The organism is Methylophilus sp. 'Pure River', assembly GCF_046765995.1.
GTDB lineage: Bacteria > Pseudomonadota > Gammaproteobacteria > Burkholderiales > Methylophilaceae > Methylophilus.
This window is the reverse complement of sequence record NZ_JBKOUE010000004.1, coordinates 1-20819: the sequence shown is the minus strand read 5'-3', so window position 1 is coordinate 20819 and position 20819 is coordinate 1. Positions and strand designations below refer to the sequence as shown.

Here is a 20819-nt window from a genome sequence, read left to right as displayed (position 1 = left end):
ATTAAATCGGTCACTCTCAGTATTTTCATGAAAATACTGAGCCGCCCAAGCTTACACTCAGCTTACAATCGCGCAGTCTATTTTTAGCACTGAGAATTACAATGCGCGCACCTCGTTTTACGCCCTTATACATCGCCCTTTCTGCTGCCTTTGCCAACCCGTCGCAAGCCATGGCGGATGAAGAACAAACACTCACCCTTTCGCCGGTAGTTGTCACCGCGACCCGCCAGGCACAAAACAGCTTCGACTTGCCTGTCGCCATTGATGTGGTTGAGCAAAAAAATATCAAAGACGGCCAACTGCAAATGAACTTGTCCGAAAGCCTGATTCGCGTACCTGGCATCACGGCACAAAACCGTACCCAACAAGCACAGGACCCGCAAATTTCCAGCCGCGGCTTCGGCTCACGCTCATCTTTTGGTGTGCGCGGTGTACGCGTCTATGTCGACGGCATTCCTCTCACCATGCCCGATGGCCAAGGCCAACCGGGCGTTGTCGATTTGTCATCGATTAAAAGCATAGAAGTGATGCGTGGCCCGTTCTCGTCCCTGTACGGCAACTCGTCCGGCGGTGTGATTCAAATGTTCACAAGAAATGCGCCTGCAACACCTACATTAGGGGCGACCACCATGTTTGGCAGTTACGATACTAAACGTGAAATCATGGAAGCTGCTGGTCAATATGAAGGTATGGAATACATGCTCAATATTTCGAACTTCAGCTCGGATGGATACCGCAACCATAGCACTAGCGACAAGCAAATGGCGACGGCAAAATTCAAATTTAATATTACAGAAGACACCAAACTGACCACGCTGGTTAACTGGTTCCAGCAAGACGCTCAAGATCCACTTGGATTACCTCGTGTCGCGACCGCTAATGATCCATCCGTATTCAACAATCCCAAGGCTGTGCCCAACAGTGCATTACGCGCAGACACCAGAGTGAGCCGCAGCCATACCCAAGTTGGCTTTAACTTGGAGCATGCCTTTAATGAAAACAACTCAATTAACTTTGTAAACTACGTAGGCACCAGAGAGAATCTGCAGTACCTCTCGACCAGCGCAACGACTAGTGTAGGCCGTGCTAGCCAAATTTCACGCGAATTCTGGGGCACAGACTTGCGCTGGAACAATCATGGTGAAGTGTTTGGCAAGAAATATAACTTCTACATCGGTGCGAATTACGGAAAGTCAACCGACACCCGCTTGGATATCAATACAGATGGCGGCGTCAAAAGAAGTACTTCGGTTGCAAACAACGCGAACAATGCCTTAAATAGAGATGAAGACAACATCTCAACGAACTATGATCGCTATGTTCAAGGCATGCTTTCAGCTACAGAATCCATTGATATCCACGCGGGCTTGAGACGAACAAAAGTTAATCTGGAGGTTAAAGACCGTTTTCTGACTGGGACTGGTAACAATGGTAACAATAGCGGCAATGTTTCCTACGAAAAAACCAATCCTGTTGCGGGCATTGTATGGAAAGTTACCCCTACCTTTAACTTATATGCGAACTACGGTAAAGGTTTTGAGACACCCACATTTATTGAAGCCGCCTACGACGCAACCACGAATGGCGCGCCTAATCTTAATTTAAAGTCCAGCAAAAGCCAGAACTATGAGGTGGGTGCCAAGGCGTATTTAAATGATGACACTCTGGCAACAATCAGTGTGTTTAAAATTGATACTGATGATGAAATCGTATTGCGCGAAACTAGCGCTGCCAACAGAAGCATCTACGGTAACGCCAAACAAACTAAACGCAAGGGTGTGGAGCTATCACTGAACAGCCAGTTTGATAACAATATTTCAACCTACCTGTCTTACAGCGTCCTGGATGCAGAGTTTGACTCTGACTTTAGTTACATCACCTCCTCCGGCGCAACCAGAACCGTGGAGTCCGGCAATAAAATTCCAGGCACCTATCGCAACCAACTTTATGGTGAAGTTGCTTGGAAGTATGCGCCACTTGGTTTCTATAGCGCTTTGGAAGGCCGTTATAACAGCAAAGTGTATGTTGACGACCTCAACTCTGATAGCGCATCGTCATATACGATATTCAACATGCGTGCAGGCTTTGAGCAAACACTCTCACACTGGTCATTCAGAGAGTATATCCGCATAGAAAATATGTTCGATCGTGAATACATCGGCGCAATCCGCGTCAATGACGCCAATTTGCGCTTCTTCGAACCTGCCGCTGGCCGCAACTATTTGCTTGGCCTGAGCGCGCAATACAAGTTCTAATCTTTGCATTAATAAAAAAGCCAGCCTCCGCTGGCTTTTTTATTATGGCTGCTTATCGCGCGTAGTGATTTTCGGCCATATTTCGTGTTTAATAGCGCAATATTTTTCTGGAGTATGCAGCATGTCGATTACCGTAGACCTCAAGATTCTTGACCCCCGCCTGCATCACATGATGCCTAACTATGCGACACCGGGCTCTGCTGGCCTGGATTTACGTGCCTGTATTGAGCATACACAAACCATACAGCCGGGCGAGACCATCATGATTCCAACCGGCATGGCGATTCATATCGACAATGCTTATTATGCCGCCATGATTCTGCCGCGCTCTGGCTTAGGTCATAAGCACGGCATCGTGCTTGGCAACCTGGTGGGGCTGATTGATTCGGACTATCAGGGACAATTACTCGTTTCTTGCTGGAACCGCAGCAAAGAGCCGTTTATCCTAAACCCGATGGAACGTGTCGCGCAGATGGTGATTGTGCCTGTGGTACAGGCAGATTTTCATATTGTGGATGAATTCACCAGCAGCGAACGGGGCGAAGGTGGCTTTGGCAGCACGGGCAAGCACTAATTGTTTGAAAAATTACAATAATCGCTTGATTTGTGTATCCGATTCAATCTATAATCTCGCTCTTTCTGAAAAGATAAAAGTATTTGGAGATAACCATGGCACGTGTATGTCAGGTAACCGGTAAAAAACCAATGGTGGGCAACAATGTTTCTCACGCACAAAACAAAACAAGACGTCGTTTCTTGCCTAACTTGCAAAACCGTAAGTTTTGGGTTGAGAGCGAAAACCGCTGGGTAAGCCTGCGCATCACTAACGCCGCTTTGCGTACGATCGACAAAAATGGTATCGACGCTGTGTTAGCTGATTTGCGCGCTGCTGGCGAAAAAATCTAACTCGCGACATTAGTCGATAAAAGGACAATATCATGCGTGAAAAAATCAAATTGGAATCCAGTGCTGGTACAGGTCATTTCTATACCACCACAAAAAACAAACGTACTATGCCTGAGAAAATGGAGATCAAGAAATTTGACCCAGTTGCTCGTAAGCATGTGATGTACAAAGAAACTAAATTGAAATAATTTCAGTTTCCAGCATTAATAAAAAAGCCTGCAATCGCAGGCTTTTTTATTTTGGTCGCTACACCAACCTTCTCATTACTCTGAAGCCAGATTTAAAGCTGCCTGACCGGAAATAATACGCACATCCTGCTGTGGGTATGGGATCTGAATATTATTCGCTTTAAAGCGCTGCCAAATCTCGTAATAGACCTCACTCTGCAGCTTGGCGGTCGCCTCCTCTGGATTAAGCACCCCTACCGCCAACTGTAAATCAATGCCATTCTGGCCGAATGATTTAATAATCACCTCCACAGCAGCTTCATCCCTGAGTGTACGCTCATGTGACCGACCAATCTCTTGCAATAGCTTGATGGCCAAATCCAGATCACTTTCATAAGAGATTTGGACTAAAACAGGCACCTTCGCTTTATGGGCTGCAGAAGTATGATTAATCACCACATCCGTGATCATCGTTTCGTTAGGAATGATGAATTCAGTTCCATCCAGCTTGCGTAAAACGATATAACGCGAACGCAACTCTTTGACGATGCCATAGTAACCGCGAATCGTCACAATATCGCCCATATGCAGCGACTTATCCATAAGGATAATAAAACCACTCACATAGTTGCTGGCGATCTTCTGCAAACCAAAGCCAAGCCCTACACCAAGCGCACCACCAAATACCGACAGCATGGTGACATCAATGCCGACAGCGGCCATCGACATCAGCAATGCGATGACAATGGCCACCATGCGCACCAGCTTGACCATAATGACACGCCAGTTACTATTAATATTTTCCGAGGCCATCAGCCGCAGCTCTATCATGCGACTTAACCACAAAGCGACCAACATGGTGATCACAATGGTGAGCCCGCCCTGAATCAGTAATAACAGATTCAACTTTTGCTTGCCAACGCTGAATTGCACATCTTCCAGAATCTGCAGGGCCGGATCGAGGAAGCCGCTGATATGCAACGCCACCACGACCCATACGCACCATGCGATGACGCGCTCAAACGAGTGCAACCAGGCACTGGGCGAGAATACGTAACGCAACACATAGACCAGGCTACGGATAATCACCATGGCCAGCAACATGCGCGCCGCGAGTCGCAACAAACCGACATGCATAAAGCTTTCAAGCGAATAACGTGCAACCACCAGCAACAGAAAAGCGACAAAGGGAAAAAACAGGCGCTCAATCCCTCCCAGCAGCATTTTGTAAACAGTGTTCACTTTGCCTGCTGCAATTTGCTTGCGCAGATGCAGATTCAGCAAACCACTGACACCCAGAATCAAAGCAAATACAAACAGCTGCCACAAGGCAGAGACGGTGCTCAGATCCTGAACAATTTCTTTCCAGAGAATATTAATATCGTTATCCATCATTGATTATTTACAACAAAAAGATTGTGGCCAGTCCAAGGAAAATTAAGAAGCCACCACTATCGGTCATGGCCGTAATCAGCACACTGGAGCCTACCGCCGGATCGCGGTCTAACTTATTCATCACCAATGGGATGGTCACACCAATAATCGCAGCCAATAGCAGATTCAGCGTCATCGCGGCCATCATCACCAGCCCCAATGCAGCACTATGGTATAACCAGAAAGCAATCAACCCCAGTACACTGCCCCACAGCAAGCCATTGAGCAATGCCACACCCATCTCTTTCTGCAACAGAGACTTCATGTGATAGCCAGAGATTTGGCCCAAGGCCAAGCCGCGTACAATCATGGTCGTGGTCTGATTGCCGGAGTTGCCGCCAATACCGGCCACAATCGGCATCAAGGCTGCCAGCGCCACAATCTTCTCGATACTGCCCTCGAATAAACCAATCACACGGGACGCAACCAGCGCGGTGACCAGGTTAATTGCCAGCCAGGCCCAGCGGTTTTGCACAGACTTCCAGATCGAGGCAAAGAAGTCTTCCTCTTCGCGCAGACCGGCCAGAGACAACATGTCAGCCTCGGCCTCTTCACGGATAATATCCATGACGGTATCGACCGTAATCCGCCCCACCAGCTTGCGATTATTATCGACCACCGGCGCAGTCACCAGGTCATACCGCTCAAACGCCATCGCCGCCTGGTCAGCCATATCTTCCGGATGAAACACAACAGCATCTGTCGACATAATATCGCCGACTTTAGTCTCAGGATCGTTGAGGATAATACGCTTGAGTGGCAACACACCTTGCAAAATGTCATCACGGTTAATCACGAACAACTTGTCAGTATGGTCGGGGAATTTAGGCAAACGACGCAAGTAACGCAACACCACTTCCAACGTGATATCGTCACGAATGGTCACAATATCAAAGTCCATAATCGAACCTACGGTATCGTCCGGATAAGACAATGCCGATTGCAAGCGCTCACGATGCTGCGTATCCAGGCTGTATAACAAGTCCTGCAATACATCTTTCGGCAAGTCTGGCGCCAGGTCAGCCAGCTCATCAGTGTCCAATTGCTCGGCAGCGGCCAGCAACTCGTCACTATCCATGTCCGCGATCAGGGTTTGACGAACCGCATCCGACGCTTCCAGCAGAATCTCGCCATCACGATCAGCCTTCACCAGATCCCATACCATTAAACGATCGTCTAATGGCAAGGATTCCAAGATGTAGGCCACGTCCGCCGGGTGTAACTGATCCAGCTTGTGCTGCAGAATACTCAAGTTTTGTTTGTGAACCAGGCTCTCGACCAGGTCATGCTTAGGCATATCCTGCCTATGCACGACATGCTCAACCAGCTTGTGCTTATCCAGCAAGTGGATCACCTGTTGCAAAGTCTCGCTCAGGCTTTCCTTGCCTTCGGTGACTTTCTCATCTTGTTCGTGAATTTCTGTCATGCATTATCCAATGTTGAGCAGGCGTTATTTTTGCAGGTATCATTGTACAAAGCGTTGATGACACTACCTAGAGTTTTATGCAAAACCAATTGATATTATTCGGCACCCAAGGTTGCCATCTCTGTGAGGATGCTGAGCACCTGTTACAGGCGCTGGATCTCCCTTATGAATACCTAGACATCATTGATGACGAAAAATTGCTGCAGCGCTATGAAATCAGTATTCCGGTGCTCATGCAGAAGTCAGCCAGCAACCCAAAAGAGCTGTATTGGCCATTCACCGCGGATACCATTAACCATTGGCTTAAGGACAACTAATAGCCGCTTTAGAAAATAAAAAAGCCAGCTTTCGCTGGCTTTTTTATACATGCGTCATGTCTTATTCTGCTGCTGGCGCTTCTGCTACTTCTGGGCGATCAACCAACTCTACGAACGCCATTGGAGCATTGTCACCTTGACGGAAACCACACTTCAAAATGCGCAGGTAACCGCCATTACGTGCATTGTAACGTGGACCCAGTTCACCGAACAATTTACCGACGATATCACGGTCACGCAGACGGCTGAAAGCCAGACGACGGTTTGCCAAGGTAGGTGTTTTACCCAGGGTGATCAATGGTTCTGCATATTTACGCAGTTCTTTTGCCTTAGGCAAAGTTGTTTTGATCACTTCGTGACGCAGCAAAGAGGTCACCATGTTGCGGAACATGGCTGCGCGGTGGCTGCTGGTTCTGTTCAATTTACGATTGCTATTACCGTGACGCATAGTAATTTCCTTAAGTATTTATCTGATCAGGAATTAAGCTTTTTCCAGACCAACAGGTGGCCAGTTTTCCAGCTTCATTCCCAGTGTCAGGCCTTTAGAGGCCAACACGTCTTTAATTTCGTTCAATGATTTTCTACCCAGGTTAGGCGCTTTCAGCAATTCGTTTTCTGTACGCTGAATCAGATCACCAATGTAGAAAATGTTTTCTGCTTTGAGGCAGTTGGCAGAACGTACTGTCAATTCCAGGTCATCAACCGGACGCAACAGGATAGGATCTACCTGAGGTGCAGCTTTCACTTCCACATCAGCAGAAGCACCTTCCAGATTTGCAAACACGGACAACTGACCAATCAGGATACGCGCAGCATCACGGATCGCCTGCTCAGGCTCAATAATGCCGTTAGTCTCAACATCCATAATCAGTTTGTCGAGGTCAGTACGCTGTTCAACACGTGCGCTCTCAACATGGTAGCTCACTTTGTTGATCGGGCTGAAAGAAGCATCTACCATCATAAAGCCTAATACGCGATCTTCATCGTTAGCTTTTTGACGGGCTGGAACAGGCTGATAACCACGACCCATTTCAACTTTCACTTCCAGGTTCAACTTGCCACCTTTGGTGATGTTCGCAATAATGTGGTTCGGGTTAACGATCTCAGCATCATGGCCAACTTCAAAATCGCCAGCAGTCACAATGCCTTCACCAGATTTGTTCAACACCAAAATGGTTTCGGTTTTGTTGTGCAGCTTTAAGGCAACACCTTTCAGGTTCAGCAAGATGTCAACAACGTCTTCCTGTACGCCTTCAATGGTGGAGTACTCATGTACAACACCATCAATTTTTACTTCAGTAATGGCAAAACCCGGGATGGAAGAAAGCAACACTCTTCTCAACGCATTACCCAAGGTATAGCCAAAGCCACGTTCCATTGGCTCTAAAGTCACTCGTGCACGCAGTGGAGTAATCACTTCAACGTCCACAACACGTGGCTTCAAATAATCTGTAGGGTTATTTTGCATACAACTCCTTGAAGTAATTGGGTAGTAACAAGTAATCCTTAGCCTAAGCTAAGCGATTACTTAGAATACAATTCAACGATCAATGATTCATTGATGGTAGCAGGCAACTCATCACGCTGAGGTTTAGCCTTGAACTTACCAGACAATGCTTTGACGTCGACTTCCAACCACTCAGGGAAACCACGTTGTTCAGCCGCTTCAACCGCAGCTTTAATACGCAATTGTGTTTTAGATTTATCAGCAACAGTCACCACGTCACCAGCCTTCACTTGGTATGAAGGGATATTTACGCGCTTGCCGTTTACCAAAATGCTGTTATGACGCACGACTTGACGCGCTTCAGAACGTGAACCAGCCAGACCCATGCGGTATGCTACGTTGTCCAGACGGGACTCCAGCAATTGCAACAGGTTCTCACCAGTAATGCCTTTTTGACGATCAGCCTCAGCGTAATAAGTACGGAACTGACCTTCCAAAACGCCGTAAATACGACGTACTTTTTGCTTCTCGCGCAATTGCACGCCGTAGTCAGACAGACGTGAGTTGCGGCGCTGACCATGCTGACCTGGTGCGAAGTTGCGCTTTTCAATTGCGCATTTGTCTGTAAAGCATTTTTCTGCTTTCAGAAACAGTTTTTCACCTTCACGACGGCATTGACGGCATTTAGGGTCTAAATTTCTAGCCAAAATAGTTCTCCAGTAATCGATTCGCTAATTTATCGAAGCGAAATGAATTAAATTCTGCGTTTTTTCGGTGGGCGGCAGCCGTTATGCGGCACCGGTGTCACATCAGTAATGCTGGTGATTTTAAAACCGGCAGCATTCAACGCACGCACAGCGGATTCACGACCTGGACCTGGACCCTTGATACGCACTTCCAGATTCTTAACGCCAGATTCCTGAGCAGCTTTACCAGCCACTTCAGAAGCTACCTGTGCAGCAAATGGAGTACTTTTACGTGAACCTTTAAAACCTTGACCACCGGAAGTAGCCCATGACAATGCATTGCCTTGACGATCGGTAATCGTAATAATCGTGTTGTTAAAAGAAGCGTGCACGTGAGCGATACCCTCGGCAATATTCTTTTTAACTTTTTTTCTAACGCGTACATTAGCTTTTGCCATGTTGTACTGTCCTTAATATCTACTGATGTTCAATAAAAGATTATTTAGCTTGCTTGATGGCTTTAACCGGACCTTTGCGTGTACGCGCATTGGTTTTGGTACGCTGACCGCGCACTGGCAAGCCACGACGATGGCGAATACCGCGATAGCAACCCAGATCCATCAAACGCTTGATGTTCATGGTTACTTCACGACGCAAATCACCTTCTACAGTGTATTTAGCCACTTCGTCACGCAGCTTTTCAACTTCTGAGTCGCTCAGGTCTTTTACCTTTGCTGTTGTCAGTACACCAGCCGCAGCACAGATTTTCTGCGCAGTATCGCGACCAATACCGTAAATAGAGGTCAAAGCAATTTCTGCATGTTTGTGGTTTGGGATATTTACCCCGGCAATACGAGCCATACTTAAACTCCAATAATCAATCGTTTTTAACGATCAAACTTGTGCGTAGAAAAGAAAAGCCGCATATTATATCAGCCAATCAATACTCTCACAAGCAAATGTTTTACCATTAACCTTGACGTTGTTTATGACGTGGGTCAGTACAAATAATACGAACAACGCCGCGACGTCTTACTACTTTACAGTTACGGCATAATGTTTTAACTGATGCGCGAACTCTCATCTTACTTTCCTTTATTTAATTCACTTACTTTGCGCGGAATGTAATTCGCGCACGGGTTAAATCATATGGGGTCATTTCTACCGTGACTTTGTCACCAGGTAAAATGCGTATGTAGTGCATGCGCATCTTGCCTGAAATATAACCAAGTACAGTATGACCGTTTTCAAGTTTCACTTTAAAAGTTGCATTCGGCAAGTTTTCCAGAATCTCGCCTTGCATCTCAATGCGATCCTCTCTTGCCATTGCTACTTGCCCGTTCCTTTAAAATTGGCTTTTTTCAGCAATCCCTCATACTGTTGTGACATCAGATGTGATTGCACCTGCGTCATAAAGTCCATCGTCACGACAACGATAATCAACAATGAAGTACCACCAAAATAGAACGGGGTATTAAACTTCAACACTAAAAACTCTGGCAACAAACAAACCAGCGTAATGTACAGCGCACCAATCAGCGTCAAACGTCCCATGATGCGATCAATGTATTTAGCGGTTTGATCACCAGGACGGATCCCCGGCACAAACGCACCACTCTTCTTCAGGTTATCTGCCGTTTCTTTCGGATTGAATACCAATGCCGTGTAGAAGAAGGCAAAAAACAAAATCGCGGCAGCAAACAACAAGATGTACAAAGGCTGGCCCGGGGAGAGTTTTGCACTCACATCCTTCAGCCAGTACATATGTTCACTGCTACCAAACCAGCCAGCCAATGTGGCCGGGAACAAAATAATACTTGAAGCGAAAATCGGCGGAATCACACCTGACATATTCAGCTTCAGTGGCAAGTGCGTAGACTGACCACCATAAATACGGTTACCGACCTGGCGTTTGGCGTAGTTCACGGTAATCTTGCGTTGGCCACGTTCAACGAACACAACCAATGCAGTCACCAGAATCACTGCCACAAACAGGAACATCACCAATGGAATAGAGAATGCTCCGGTTTTTGCCAGATCAAGCGTACTACCAATCGCATGCGGCAAGCCTGCCACAATACCCGCGAAAATAATGATTGAGATGCCGTTACCGATACCACGCTCGGTAATCTGCTCACCCAACCACATCAAAAACATTGTGCCAGCCACCAGTGTGGTCACAGCAGTAATACGGAATGCAAAGCCTGGATCCAATACCAGACCAGCCTGACCTTCCAGCGCAATGGCAATGCCTAACGCCTGGAAAGTTGCCAACAACACCGTACCGTAACGGGTGTATTTGGTAATCTGACGACGACCAGCTTCACCTTCTTTTTTCAGTTGCTCCAGCTGCGGTGAAACCACAGTCAGCAACTGCATAATAATTGAGGCAGAAATGTAAGGCATGATGCCGAGGGCAAACACGGTGAAACGTGATAACGCGCCACCGGAGAACATGTTAAACATGCCCAAAATGCCATCTTTCTGCGTATCAAACAACTGCTTTAACACAGTTGGATCAATGCCTGGCACTGGAATATGCGCACCTAAGCGGTAAATCACCAATGCGCCCAACAAGAACCACAAACGGCTTTTTAATTCGCCAAGTTTGCTTACGGAACTTAAGATATTATCCTGTGCCAAGCTGATACTCTTTTCTTACAACAGATTAGACTTCCAGTACTTTGCCGCCAGCAGATTCGATGGCAGCTTGAGCACCTTTAGTCAACAACAACCCTTGCACCTGTACTTTGGCAGCCACTTCACCAGACAGGTAAACCTTTACTGCTTTTGCAGATACTGGCACCAATTTGGCAGCTTTCAAAGACAAGATGTCGATCACTTCAGCATCCACCAAAGCCAACTCGCTAGTACGGATACGTGCGGTGTCAGCTTGTGTCAGTGAGTTAAAACCACGTTTTGGCAAACGACGTTGCAAAGGCATTTGACCGCCTTCGAAACCGACTTTATGAAAGCCACCAGCACGGGATTTTTGACCTTTATGACCACGGCCACCAGTTTTACCCAAACCAGAGCCAATGCCACGACCTAAACGACGAGGTGCTTTTTTTGCGCCTGCAGCAGGCTTAATCGTGTTTAATTGCATGATTATTCAACCTTCAAAAGATAACTCACTGCATTGATCATGCCGCGAATTTCAGGAGTGTCCTGCACTTCTACAGTATGGTGCATACGACGCAGACCCAGACCACGTACAGTGGCTTTGTGCGCTTCGATACGACCAATCAAACTTCTAACCAACGTTACTTTTAAAGTAGCGCTTTCTTTTTTTGCTTTAGCCATGATTAACCTCTGATTTCTTCTACGGTCTTACCACGTTTAGCGGCGATTTCAGCCGGCGTATTCATGGATGCCAAACCGTTCAAAGTTGCGCGAACCAGGTTGTAAGGATTGGTAGAACCAATACTTTTTGCAACCACGTTAGTCACACCCATTACTTCGAAGATCGCGCGCATTGCACCACCAGCAATAATACCGGTACCTTCAGAAGCTGGCTGAATCAGCACTTTGGCTGCACCGTGAACGCCAGTCACTGCGTGATGCAATGTACCGTTATTCAGGTTTACTTTAACCATGTTACGACGGGCTTCGTCCATGGCTTTTTGTACAGCCACTGGCACTTCACGTGCTTTACCTTTACCCATACCAACGGCACCATCACCATCACCAACTACGGTCAACGCAGCGAAGCTCATGATACGACCGCCCTTAACCGTTTTACTGACACGGTTAACGGTAATCATCTTTTCGCGCAAACCGTCGGTTTGCTGCTGTTCAATATCTTTAGCCATTCTTTATCTCACCCTTAGAATTTGAGACCGGTTTCACGGGCAGCTTCGGCCAAAGCCTTGATACGACCGTGATACTTGTAGCCTGAACGATCAAATGCAACAGTGGTAATACCAGCCTGCGCTGCTTTTTCAGCAATACGCTTACCAATCAGGGTTGCAGCTTCGATGTTGCCGCCATTTTTCAGTTGTTGACGCACTTCAGCCTCAACGGTGGATGCACTCGCCAATACGCGATCGCCAGTTTCAGCAATGATCTGTGCGTAGATATTGGTATTGGTGCGATGTACACTCAAACGTGTCACTTTCAACTCGGCGATTTTGGCACGGGTTTTACGTGCTCTGCGCAAGCGGTTATTTACGTTCTTCATTGAATTTACCTTTAATGTTGATTCACTGTTAAGGCCAGTGTCTAACCTTGCAGCATTACGCTGCAAGTGCCTTAGTTATTTTTTCTTGGTCTCTTTAATCGTGACCACTTCATCTGCATAACGAACGCCTTTGCCTTTATATGGCTCAGGTGCACGGTAAGCACGAATCTGCGCAGCCACTTGACCAACCACTTGCTTGTTAGCGCCAGTCAAAATCACCTCTGTAGGAGTAGGTGTTTGCACAGTCACGCCTTCAGGCATTTTGTGGTTAATCGGGTGAGAGTAGCCTAACTCCAGATTCAGGGTAGAACCTTGAGCATTTGCTTTGTAGCCAACGCCAATCAGTGACAATTTACGGGTAAAGCCAGTAGAAACACCTACGACCATATTGGCCAGCAAAGCGCGTGTCGTACCTGACATCGCTCTTGCATGTTGTGTTTCGCTGGTCGCTTTAACCAACAACTCTTCACCTTCACGGGAAACAGAAATTTCTGAAACCAGTGCTTGGCTTAACTTACCCAGAGGACCGCTAACGGAGATCTCTGAAGGAGAAATTACAACTTCCACTTTCGCAGGAATCGCAATCGGGTTTTTAGCAACACGTGACATATTGATTCTCCTTAGGCCACGATGCACAAAACTTCACCACCGATACCGGCAGCTTGTGCTTTACGATCAGTCATCACGCCTCTAGAAGTGGAAACGATAGTCACACCTAAACCGTTCATCACTTTAGGCAGATTCTGACTACCTTTATAAATACGCAAACCTGGCTTGGATACACGCTCAATCTTCTCAATTACTGGACGACCGGCATAGTACTTCAGGCTAATGTTCAAAACTGGCTTACCGTCATTGTTTTGAACGTTGAAATCATCGATGTAACCTTCATCTTTCAACACGTTTGCAATCGCGCCTTTTACTTTAGAAGCAGGCATTGAAACGGTTGTTTTATTCGTACGTTGCGCGTTACGAATACGGGTCAACATATCGGCAATCGGATCACTCATACTCATGTTCTATTCCTCCGTTACCAGCTGGCCTTGGTGACACCTGGTACGTGACCAGCCATCATCAACTTACGCAACTCGTTACGTGCGATACCAAATTTACTAAACACACCACGTGGACGACCAGTCAAAGCACAACGGTTACGTGTGCGAACAGGACTGGAGTTGCGCGGCAGACTTTGCAACTTCAAACGTGCAGCCATGCGATCTTCGACGCTGGCAGACTGATCGTTGCTAGCAGCAACCAATTCAGCACGTTTAGCTGCATATTTTTTAACGGTTTCGCGACGCTTTTGTTCGCGCTCTGTCATACATACTTTTGCCATGACTTAACCTCTGAAAGGGAAACTGAACGCAGCCAAAAGAGCTTTCGCTTCTTCGTCTGTTTTCGCAGTTGTAGTGATCGTGATGTTCATCCCGCGCAGCGCATCGATTTTATCGTATTCGATTTCTGGGAAAATGATTTGCTCTTTCACGCCCATGTTGTAGTTACCACGGCCGTCAAAAGACTTGCCTGAAATACCACGGAAGTCACGAATACGTGGAATAGCCACAGTGATCAGACGATCCAGGAATTCGTACATACGCTCGCGACGCAGTGTTACTTTGCAACCAACAGGATAGTCGTCACGAATCTTAAATGCAGCGACAGACTTCTTAGCCTTGGTAACGATTGGTTTCTGACCTGCAATTTTTTGCATATCAGCCACAGCGTTTTCCATGACCTTCTTGTCAGCCACAGCCTCGCCCACACCCATGTTCAGGGTAATTTTTTCGATACGTGGAACCTGCATTGCTGAGGTGTAACCAAATTGTTCTGTCAATTTGGCAACCACGCTATCGTTATAATACTGTTTTAAACGTGCCATATATTATCCTATGCGTCGATAGACTCGCCGCTAGATTTGAATACACGAATCTTGCGACCATCTTCCAGTACCTTGAAACCAACACGATCAGCTTTTTGTGTTGCAGCATTGAAGATTGCCACATTGGAGCCGTCTACCGGCATTTCCTTGCTGATGATGCCACCAGTGATACCACGCATCGGGTTTGGGCGAGTGTGTTTTTTAACCACATTCAAACCTTCAACCACTACATGGCCTGTTGGCAAGACGCTTAAAACAGCACCTGTTTTACCTGCATCTTTACCTGTATTCAGAATGACCTGGTCACCTTTGCGAATTTTGCTCATTTGATTGTCTCCAAGCCAATTACAACACTTCAGGCGCCAGTGAAACAATCTTCATGAAGCGCTCACTACGCAATTCACGTGTCACAGGGCCAAAAATACGCGTACCAATAGGCTCCAGCTTGTTATTCAACAAGACTGCGGCATTGGCATCAAATTTAACTAACGAACCATCTGGACGGCGAACACCTTTAGCAGTGCGCACAACCACAGCGTTGTAAATTTCACCTTTTTTGACGCGACCACGTGGCGCAGCATCTTTAATGCTGACCTTGATGATGTCGCCAATGCTGGCATAACGACGCTTGGAACCACCCAAGACTTTGATACACTGAACGGAACGCGCACCAGTGTTGTCGGCTACTTCCAGCCGAGATTGCATTTGAATCATGAGAAATAATCTCCAACTTAATCCGTTATAACCACTACCAGCCGCTTGTTTTCACAATTTCGGCCAATAGACCACGGTCAGTATTGGGGTGCCAGCTACATGCCAACTAAGGCGGGCACCGAAAAGTCCAACATTATACAACCAAAAAAACGCTTGTGACAAGCGTTTTTCCGGTTTTATATTTTGAAGCCTTATTTAGCTTCGATTTTGCTTACAACCCAAGTTTTAGTCTTGGAGTATGGGCGGGTCTCTGTGATGGTCACTACATCGCCTTCGTTACATGCATTTGCTTCATCGTGTGCATGGAACTTGTTCGATTTAACAACCACTTTACCAATCAGAGGATGCTTCACTTTACGCTCGACAAGCACGGTCACGGTTTTATCCATCTTGTTGCTTACCACGCGGCCAGTGAAACTGCGTACTACTTTCGCTTTTTCAGTCATCATGCCTGTTTCGCTTTCTCAGCCAATACAGAGTTCACGCGAGCGATATCTTTGCGCACTTTACCCAGCTGATCTACTTTGTTCAATTGTTGGGTGGCTACCTGCATGCGCAGAGAAAACTGCGCACGGCGCAACTCAACCAACTCGTTATTGAGCTCATCTGCTGACTTTGCTCTCAATTCAGAAGCTTTCATCGTTACTACTCCTTAACTGCCAATTTGACGGGTCATGAATGTAGTTTCAACTGGCAGCTTGGCAGCAGCCAATCTGAAAGCCTCACGTGCCAGCTCTTCGCTCACGCCATCCATTTCGTACAGCATTTTGCCTGGCTGAATCTGGGCGATGTAGTAGTCCACGCTACCTTTACCGTTACCCATACGTACTTCAGCAGGTTTCTTAGAGATCGGTTGATCCGGGAACACACGAATCCAAACGCGGCCACCACGTTTAATGTGACGAGTCATCACACGACGTGCAGCTTCAATCTGGCGTGCTGTCAAACGACCGCGACCGATCGCTTTCAAACCAAATTCACCAAAGCTCACCTTGTTACCAGTAGTCGCAATACCTTTATTGCGACCCTTTTGCATCTTACGGTATTTCTGTCTAGCTGGTTGCAGCATCTTTAGCCCTCGGCTTTCTTACTTTTTTCTCTGGCTCAGCATCAGCAACGGCAGCGTTAGCAGCGTTGTCACCGAAGATCTCGCCTTTGAATACCCAAACTTTAATCCCGATAATACCGTAGGTGGTAGAAGCTTCTGCCACACCGTAGTCGATATCAGCACGCAGTGTATGCAAAGGCACACGGCCTTCACGGTACCACTCGGTACGTGCAATTTCGATACCGTTCAAACGACCGGAACTCATGATCTTGATACCTTGTGCGCCCAAACGCATTGCGTTTTGCATGGCACGCTTCATGGCACGACGGAACATTACGCGCTTTTCCAATTGCTGGGCAATGGATTGTGCGATCAAAGTAGCGTCCAATTCTGGTTTACGCACTTCTTCAATGTTCAGGTGCACTGGAACGCCCATCAGGCCTTGCAGGCTAGAACGCAAAGATTCGATATCTTCGCCTTTCTTACCAATCACAACACCAGGACGTGCACTGTGGATCGTGATTTTTGCGTTCTTAGCAGGACGCTCGATCACGATGCGGCTCACAGCAGCACTCGCCAGTTTCTTGTTCAAGAACTCGCGCACTTTGATGTCGCCTTGCAACATCGCAGGGAAGTTCTGGCTATTAGAGTACCAACGTGAGGCCCAGTTTTTCTGAACGCTCAAACGGAACCCAATTGGATGAATTTTCTGTCCCATATTATTCCTTTGAGTCACCGACTGTCACATGAATATGACAGGTTGGTTTCGTAATACGACCAGCGCGACCTTTTGCACGTGCACGGATACGCTTCATCACCAAGCCTTTATCCACATAGATTGAAGTCACCTTCAATGTGTCGATATCAGCACCATTGTTATGTTCGGCGTTAGCAATTGCAGACAAAACCACTTTTTTGATGATCTCGGCACCACGCTTTGGTGTGAATGCCAGGATGTTCAGTGCTTGATCTACTTTTTTGCCACGGACCAGGTCAGCCACCAGACGCGCTTTTTGCGGAGAAAGGTGTACGCCTTTTAAAACTGCAGTAACTTGCATAATCAGCCCCTTACTTCTTCGCTTTTTTATCAGCCGCGTGACCCTTGAATGTACGTGTCAACGCAAATTCACCGAGTTTGTGACCAACCATGTTTTCAGAAATCAACACAGGCACATGTTGTCTACCGTTGTGCACTGCGATGGTTAAACCAATAAAGTTTGGCAATACAGTCGAACGACGTGACCAAGTTTTAATTGGTTTTCTGTCGCGGTTCGCAGTGGCAGTTTCGACTTTCTTAGCCAAGTGAGCGTCCACAAATGGACCTTTTTTAATAGAACGTGCCATAGCGATTACCTTACATTTCTCGGACGACGACTTACACGCATGTTATCAGTACGCTTATTCTTACGAGTACGATAACCCTTAGTTTTCTGACCCCATGGTGACACAGGGTTCATACCAGCAGCTGTACGGCCTTCACCACCACCGTGCGGGTGATCAACCGGGTTCATCACCACACCGCGAACGGTAGGACGAACACCGCGCCAGCGCATTGCACCAGCTTTACCGATAGAACGCAGTGAGTGCTCTTCGTTACCTACTTCGCCCAATGTGGCTTTGCAGTCAACGTGCACACGGCGCACTTCACCTGAACGCAAACGCAACTGAGCGTAGGAACCTTCACGCGCCAGCAACTGTACTGAAGTACCTGCTGAACGGGCGATTTGCGCACCTTTGCCTGGTTGAATTTCGATGCAGTGAATCGTGCTACCCACTGGAATGTTGCGCAAAGGCAATGCATTACCAGCACGGATAGGCGCTTCAGAGCCGCTGATCAACTGTGCACCGGCAGCAATGCCACGTGGTGCAATGATGTAACGACGCTCACCATCGGCGTAGCACAACAGTGCAATGTTCGCCGTACGGTTTGGATCGTACTCAATACGCTCAACAGTCGCAGGAATACCATCTTTATTGCGACGGAAGTCAACAATACGGTAATGCTGCTTATGACCACCACCTTGGTGACGGGTTGTAATGCGGCCGTTGTTGTTACGACCAGCGTTTTTACTTTGACTTTCCAACAGTGGCGCGTAAGGTTTGCCTTTGTGCAAATCTGGTGTAACGACTTTCAATACACCGCGACGACCGGGGGAAGTTGGTTTGACTTTAACTAATGCCATGTCTTCTCTCCTTATTCGCCAGCTGCAAAGTTAATTTCTTGACCTGGCTTCAAGCTCACATAAGCTTTTTTCCAGTCGTTACGCTTACCAATACGACGGCCAGCACGCTTCACTTTACCTGCGACGTTGATCACAGATACAGAAGCCACTTCGACTTTGAACACCAGTTCAACAGCCGCTTTAATTTCTGGCTTAGTCGCATCAGTGCGTACCTTGAAAGCAATTTGCTGATGTTTGTCAGCAATGAAAGTTGCTTTTTCAGTAATCTGAGGCGCCAAAATCACTTGCAATAAACGATCTTGTGTTTTAGTTGCTGCGGTAATCATGCCAAGATCTCCTCAAGTTTTTTCACAGCATTGGCTGTGACCAAAACGTTAGGGAAACGCACCAGACTTACTGGATCAGCATACTGCGCTTCAACCACCAATACGTTTGGCAGGTTACGGGAAGACAAGTACAAGTTCTCATCAAAACCGTCAGTCAACAGCAATACACCGCCATCGATGCCCAGAGCATTGATTTTTTGTACGAATTGTTTTGTTTTAGGTGTATCAACTGTGAAGTTGTCTACTACCTTCAAACGGTCCTGACGAACCAACTCAGACAAAATAGTCTGCATGCCAGCACGGTAAGCCTTACGGTTTACTTTGTGGCTGTAGTTTTCGTTAGGGCTGTTTGGGAATGCACGACCGCCTCCGCGCCAGATCGGGCTGGATGCCATACCGGCACGGGCGTTACCAGTACCTTTTTGTGCATATGGCTTATGTGTCGTGTGAGCAACAGTAGCACGTGTTTTTTGTGCGCGAGTCGCAGTACGGGCATTTGCCATGTAGGCAACAACCACTTCATGCACCAATGACTCGTTAAACTCACGACCAAAAGTAACGTCAGACGCATCAACGCCTTTTTTAGCTACTTTGCCGTTTTGATCGATTAATTTCAATTCCATTATTTAGCCCCTTTCGCTTTGATGGCTGGACGTACAACGACATTGCCACCTTTGGAGCCAGGTACGGAACCTTTAATCAACAACAGGTTACGCTCCGCGTCTACACGAACGATTTCCAGGTTCTGGGTAGTGACTTTAGCATCACCCAAATGGCCAGGCATGCGCTTACCAGGGAATACTCGACCTGGATCCTGCGCCATACCGATAGAGCCTGGTACGTTGTGCGAACGTGAGTTACCGTGAGAAGCACGGTTAGAGGAGAAGTTATGACGCTTGATCGCACCGGCAAAACCTTTACCGATGGAAGTACCCGTCACATCAACCAACTGACCAACAGAGAAAATATCAACAGTGACATTTCCACCTACTTGGAAGTTAGCCAATACATCTTCAGCCACATTGAATTCTTTGATACCAGCACCAGCAGTTACGCCAGCTTTGGCAAAGTGACCAGTCAACGCTTTGTTGATACGGCTGGCACGACGCTCACCGTAAGCAACCTGCAGGCCTGTATAGCCATCCGTTGCGACTGTCTTAACTTGTGTCACGCGGTTAGGAATCACTTCCAGCACTGTTACAGGAATGCTTGCGCCTTCATCTGTAAAAATGCGGGTCATGCCCACTTTGCGACCAATAAGCCCTAAGCTCATGATCAGTTCCTTATAATAGTTAAAGTGGACGATTACAATTGACCGTCCACCGAAGAGCGCGGATTATACCGAACTATTCTAGATTTGACAATAACCTTTTCTTTCGAAAAGGTTTATTGCAATGTCAGCTTTAAAATTAAAGCTTGATTTCTACATCCACGCCAGCTGGCAGATCCAGTTTCATCAATGCATCAACAGTCTTGTCTGTTGGATCCACGATGTCCATCAGACGCTGATGGGTACGGATTTCAAACTGGTCACGGGAAGTTTTGTTCACGTGTGGTGAACGCAGAATGTCAAAGCGCTCGATACGTGTTGGCAATGGCACTGGACCTTTAACAACTGCACCAGTACGTTTCGCAGTATCTACGATTTCCAAAGCAGATTGGTCGATCAAACGATAGTCAAATGCTTTCAGACGGATACGAATTTTTTGAGCTGCCATGTTTTTTCCTTAAAAAGAGCAAAAGCGGCAGGATAACCCTGCCGCTCATAAAGATAATTACTCGATGATTTTGGCAACGACGCCAGCACCAACGGTACGACCACCTTCACGGATAGCGAAGCGCAAGCCTTCT

36 protein-coding genes and 1 pseudogene are annotated in these 20819 nt (G+C 47.0%); 5 read left to right on the top strand and 32 right to left on the bottom strand.

Annotated elements, in window-relative coordinates; genetic code table 11:
* Nucleotides 1-101: 101 nt before the first annotated feature.
* The 4 genes from ACIDE9_RS05510 to rpmG all read left to right on the top strand — a co-directional run bounded on the left by ACIDE9_RS05510 (nucleotide 102) and on the right by rpmG (nucleotide 3349).
* A complete protein-coding gene (locus ACIDE9_RS05510) occupies nucleotides 102-2255 on the top strand; it encodes a TonB-dependent receptor family protein (RefSeq protein ID WP_411993331.1) in 2154 nt (717 codons plus the stop codon).
* Between the two features lie 121 nt (nucleotides 2256-2376).
* The gene (gene dut / locus ACIDE9_RS05505) at nucleotides 2377-2829 is read left to right on the top strand and encodes a dUTP diphosphatase (RefSeq protein ID WP_019881252.1); all 453 of its coding nucleotides are present in this window, start codon (nucleotides 2377-2379) and stop codon (nucleotides 2827-2829) included.
* Between the two features lie 95 nt (nucleotides 2830-2924).
* Complete coding sequence (rpmB, locus tag ACIDE9_RS05500) at nucleotides 2925-3161, top strand: 50S ribosomal protein L28 (RefSeq protein WP_018986249.1); 237 nt, start codon at nucleotides 2925-2927, stop codon at nucleotides 3159-3161.
* A gap of 32 nt (nucleotides 3162-3193) precedes the next feature.
* A complete protein-coding gene (gene rpmG, locus ACIDE9_RS05495; RefSeq protein ID WP_013441158.1) occupies nucleotides 3194-3349 on the top strand; it encodes a 50S ribosomal protein L33 in 156 nt (51 codons plus the stop codon).
* Between the two features lie 75 nt (nucleotides 3350-3424).
* Here the strand turns inward: rpmG and ACIDE9_RS05490 are convergent, their stop codons facing one another.
* The gene (locus ACIDE9_RS05490) at nucleotides 3425-4723 is read right to left on the bottom strand and encodes a mechanosensitive ion channel family protein (protein WP_194752786.1); all 1299 of its coding nucleotides are present in this window, start codon (nucleotides 4721-4723) and stop codon (nucleotides 3425-3427) included.
* Nucleotides 4724-4730: 7 nt separating this feature from the next.
* Nucleotides 4731-6188 carry a magnesium transporter gene (gene mgtE, locus ACIDE9_RS05485; protein WP_194752785.1) on the bottom strand — a complete coding sequence of 486 codons (1458 nt, stop codon included), beginning with the start codon at nucleotides 6186-6188 and terminating at the stop codon, nucleotides 4731-4733.
* Between the two features lie 77 nt (nucleotides 6189-6265).
* Between mgtE and ACIDE9_RS05480 the strand changes: the two genes are divergently transcribed.
* Nucleotides 6266-6505 (top strand): glutaredoxin family protein, encoded by a 240-nt coding sequence (locus tag ACIDE9_RS05480; protein WP_411993327.1) that lies wholly within the window; start codon nucleotides 6266-6268, stop codon nucleotides 6503-6505.
* A gap of 61 nt (nucleotides 6506-6566) precedes the next feature.
* Here ACIDE9_RS05480 and rplQ read toward each other — a convergent pair whose 3' ends face one another.
* The 30 genes and pseudogenes from rplQ to ACIDE9_RS05330 all read right to left on the bottom strand — a co-directional run.
* Nucleotides 6567-6953 (bottom strand): 50S ribosomal protein L17, encoded by a 387-nt coding sequence (rplQ, locus tag ACIDE9_RS05475; RefSeq protein WP_019881247.1) that lies wholly within the window; start codon nucleotides 6951-6953, stop codon nucleotides 6567-6569.
* Between the two features lie 33 nt (nucleotides 6954-6986).
* Nucleotides 6987-7973, bottom strand: coding sequence for a DNA-directed RNA polymerase subunit alpha (locus tag ACIDE9_RS05470; protein WP_018986254.1), 987 nt, complete (start codon nucleotides 7971-7973; stop codon nucleotides 6987-6989).
* A gap of 56 nt (nucleotides 7974-8029) precedes the next feature.
* On the bottom strand, nucleotides 8030-8659 hold the full coding sequence (gene rpsD, locus ACIDE9_RS05465; protein WP_019881243.1) for a 30S ribosomal protein S4: 630 nt from the start codon (nucleotides 8657-8659) through the stop codon (nucleotides 8030-8032).
* A gap of 47 nt (nucleotides 8660-8706) precedes the next feature.
* Nucleotides 8707-9096: a 30S ribosomal protein S11 gene (gene rpsK, locus ACIDE9_RS05460; RefSeq protein WP_018986256.1), complete on the bottom strand. Its 390-nt coding sequence runs from the start codon at nucleotides 9094-9096 to the stop codon at nucleotides 8707-8709.
* A 40-nt stretch (nucleotides 9097-9136) separates the two neighbouring features.
* A complete protein-coding gene (gene rpsM, locus ACIDE9_RS05455) occupies nucleotides 9137-9499 on the bottom strand; it encodes a 30S ribosomal protein S13 (RefSeq protein WP_194740364.1) in 363 nt (120 codons plus the stop codon).
* A 109-nt stretch (nucleotides 9500-9608) separates the two neighbouring features.
* The gene (gene rpmJ, locus ACIDE9_RS05450) at nucleotides 9609-9722 is read right to left on the bottom strand and encodes a 50S ribosomal protein L36 (RefSeq protein ID WP_081620790.1); all 114 of its coding nucleotides are present in this window, start codon (nucleotides 9720-9722) and stop codon (nucleotides 9609-9611) included.
* Between the two features lie 24 nt (nucleotides 9723-9746).
* On the bottom strand, nucleotides 9747-9965 hold the full coding sequence (gene infA / locus ACIDE9_RS05445) for a translation initiation factor IF-1 (RefSeq protein WP_019881241.1): 219 nt from the start codon (nucleotides 9963-9965) through the stop codon (nucleotides 9747-9749).
* Between the two features lie 2 nt (nucleotides 9966-9967).
* Nucleotides 9968-11281 carry a preprotein translocase subunit SecY gene (gene secY / locus ACIDE9_RS05440; protein WP_411993322.1) on the bottom strand — a complete coding sequence of 438 codons (1314 nt, stop codon included), beginning with the start codon at nucleotides 11279-11281 and terminating at the stop codon, nucleotides 9968-9970.
* Between the two features lie 25 nt (nucleotides 11282-11306).
* Nucleotides 11307-11744 carry a 50S ribosomal protein L15 gene (rplO, locus tag ACIDE9_RS05435; RefSeq protein ID WP_024929372.1) on the bottom strand — a complete coding sequence of 146 codons (438 nt, stop codon included), beginning with the start codon at nucleotides 11742-11744 and terminating at the stop codon, nucleotides 11307-11309.
* Nucleotides 11745-11746: 2 nt separating this feature from the next.
* On the bottom strand, nucleotides 11747-11941 hold the full coding sequence (rpmD, locus tag ACIDE9_RS05430; protein WP_019881237.1) for a 50S ribosomal protein L30: 195 nt from the start codon (nucleotides 11939-11941) through the stop codon (nucleotides 11747-11749).
* Nucleotides 11942-11943: 2 nt separating this feature from the next.
* Complete coding sequence (gene rpsE, locus ACIDE9_RS05425) at nucleotides 11944-12450, bottom strand: 30S ribosomal protein S5 (protein WP_019881236.1); 507 nt, start codon at nucleotides 12448-12450, stop codon at nucleotides 11944-11946.
* A 14-nt stretch (nucleotides 12451-12464) separates the two neighbouring features.
* The gene (gene rplR / locus ACIDE9_RS05420) at nucleotides 12465-12818 is read right to left on the bottom strand and encodes a 50S ribosomal protein L18 (protein ID WP_019881235.1); all 354 of its coding nucleotides are present in this window, start codon (nucleotides 12816-12818) and stop codon (nucleotides 12465-12467) included.
* A gap of 75 nt (nucleotides 12819-12893) precedes the next feature.
* Nucleotides 12894-13427 carry a 50S ribosomal protein L6 gene (gene rplF / locus ACIDE9_RS05415; protein WP_411993319.1) on the bottom strand — a complete coding sequence of 178 codons (534 nt, stop codon included), beginning with the start codon at nucleotides 13425-13427 and terminating at the stop codon, nucleotides 12894-12896.
* Nucleotides 13428-13438: 11 nt separating this feature from the next.
* Entirely contained in the window at nucleotides 13439-13834 is a 396-nt protein-coding gene (gene rpsH / locus ACIDE9_RS05410; RefSeq protein ID WP_019881233.1) for a 30S ribosomal protein S8, read from the bottom strand.
* 14 nt (nucleotides 13835-13848) lie between these two features.
* Nucleotides 13849-14154 carry a 30S ribosomal protein S14 gene (gene rpsN, locus ACIDE9_RS05405; protein WP_024929371.1) on the bottom strand — a complete coding sequence of 102 codons (306 nt, stop codon included), beginning with the start codon at nucleotides 14152-14154 and terminating at the stop codon, nucleotides 13849-13851.
* 3 nt (nucleotides 14155-14157) lie between these two features.
* On the bottom strand, nucleotides 14158-14697 hold the full coding sequence (gene rplE, locus ACIDE9_RS05400; protein WP_019881231.1) for a 50S ribosomal protein L5: 540 nt from the start codon (nucleotides 14695-14697) through the stop codon (nucleotides 14158-14160).
* Between the two features lie 8 nt (nucleotides 14698-14705).
* Nucleotides 14706-15023 carry a 50S ribosomal protein L24 gene (rplX, locus tag ACIDE9_RS05395; protein WP_019881230.1) on the bottom strand — a complete coding sequence of 106 codons (318 nt, stop codon included), beginning with the start codon at nucleotides 15021-15023 and terminating at the stop codon, nucleotides 14706-14708.
* 19 nt (nucleotides 15024-15042) lie between these two features.
* Complete coding sequence (rplN, locus tag ACIDE9_RS05390; RefSeq protein WP_019881229.1) at nucleotides 15043-15411, bottom strand: 50S ribosomal protein L14; 369 nt, start codon at nucleotides 15409-15411, stop codon at nucleotides 15043-15045.
* Between the two features lie 191 nt (nucleotides 15412-15602).
* Entirely contained in the window at nucleotides 15603-15860 is a 258-nt protein-coding gene (rpsQ, locus tag ACIDE9_RS05385) for a 30S ribosomal protein S17 (protein ID WP_305076193.1), read from the bottom strand.
* Nucleotides 15857-16051, bottom strand: a complete 195-nt coding sequence (rpmC, locus tag ACIDE9_RS05380) for a 50S ribosomal protein L29 (RefSeq protein WP_019881226.1) — start codon at nucleotides 16049-16051, stop codon at nucleotides 15857-15859. The genes rpsQ and rpmC overlap by 4 nt, the downstream gene beginning before the upstream one ends.
* 12 nt (nucleotides 16052-16063) lie before the next feature.
* Complete coding sequence (gene rplP, locus ACIDE9_RS05375) at nucleotides 16064-16480, bottom strand: 50S ribosomal protein L16 (protein ID WP_018986272.1); 417 nt, start codon at nucleotides 16478-16480, stop codon at nucleotides 16064-16066.
* On the bottom strand, nucleotides 16464-17177 hold the full coding sequence (rpsC, locus tag ACIDE9_RS05370) for a 30S ribosomal protein S3 (protein ID WP_019881224.1): 714 nt from the start codon (nucleotides 17175-17177) through the stop codon (nucleotides 16464-16466). The genes rplP and rpsC overlap by 17 nt, the downstream gene beginning before the upstream one ends.
* A gap of 1 nt (nucleotide 17178) precedes the next feature.
* Entirely contained in the window at nucleotides 17179-17517 is a 339-nt protein-coding gene (gene rplV, locus ACIDE9_RS05365; protein ID WP_018986274.1) for a 50S ribosomal protein L22, read from the bottom strand.
* Between the two features lie 10 nt (nucleotides 17518-17527).
* Nucleotides 17528-17803, bottom strand: a complete 276-nt coding sequence (gene rpsS, locus ACIDE9_RS05360) for a 30S ribosomal protein S19 (protein WP_019881223.1) — start codon at nucleotides 17801-17803, stop codon at nucleotides 17528-17530.
* 5 nt (nucleotides 17804-17808) lie between these two features.
* Complete coding sequence (gene rplB, locus ACIDE9_RS05355) at nucleotides 17809-18642, bottom strand: 50S ribosomal protein L2 (protein WP_019881222.1); 834 nt, start codon at nucleotides 18640-18642, stop codon at nucleotides 17809-17811.
* An 11-nt stretch (nucleotides 18643-18653) separates the two neighbouring features.
* On the bottom strand, nucleotides 18654-18968 hold the full coding sequence (gene rplW, locus ACIDE9_RS05350; RefSeq protein WP_019881221.1) for a 50S ribosomal protein L23: 315 nt from the start codon (nucleotides 18966-18968) through the stop codon (nucleotides 18654-18656).
* Entirely contained in the window at nucleotides 18965-19591 is a 627-nt protein-coding gene (gene rplD / locus ACIDE9_RS05345) for a 50S ribosomal protein L4 (protein ID WP_194740361.1), read from the bottom strand. The genes rplW and rplD overlap by 4 nt, the downstream gene beginning before the upstream one ends.
* Nucleotides 19591-20241 (bottom strand): 50S ribosomal protein L3, encoded by a 651-nt coding sequence (gene rplC, locus ACIDE9_RS05340; protein WP_019881219.1) that lies wholly within the window; start codon nucleotides 20239-20241, stop codon nucleotides 19591-19593. The genes rplD and rplC overlap by 1 nt, the downstream gene beginning before the upstream one ends.
* A 136-nt stretch (nucleotides 20242-20377) precedes the next feature.
* The gene (gene rpsJ, locus ACIDE9_RS05335; protein ID WP_018986280.1) at nucleotides 20378-20686 is read right to left on the bottom strand and encodes a 30S ribosomal protein S10; all 309 of its coding nucleotides are present in this window, start codon (nucleotides 20684-20686) and stop codon (nucleotides 20378-20380) included.
* Between the two features lie 57 nt (nucleotides 20687-20743).
* A pseudogene (locus ACIDE9_RS05330) lies at nucleotides 20744-20819 on the bottom strand (elongation factor Tu); the annotation flags it as partial.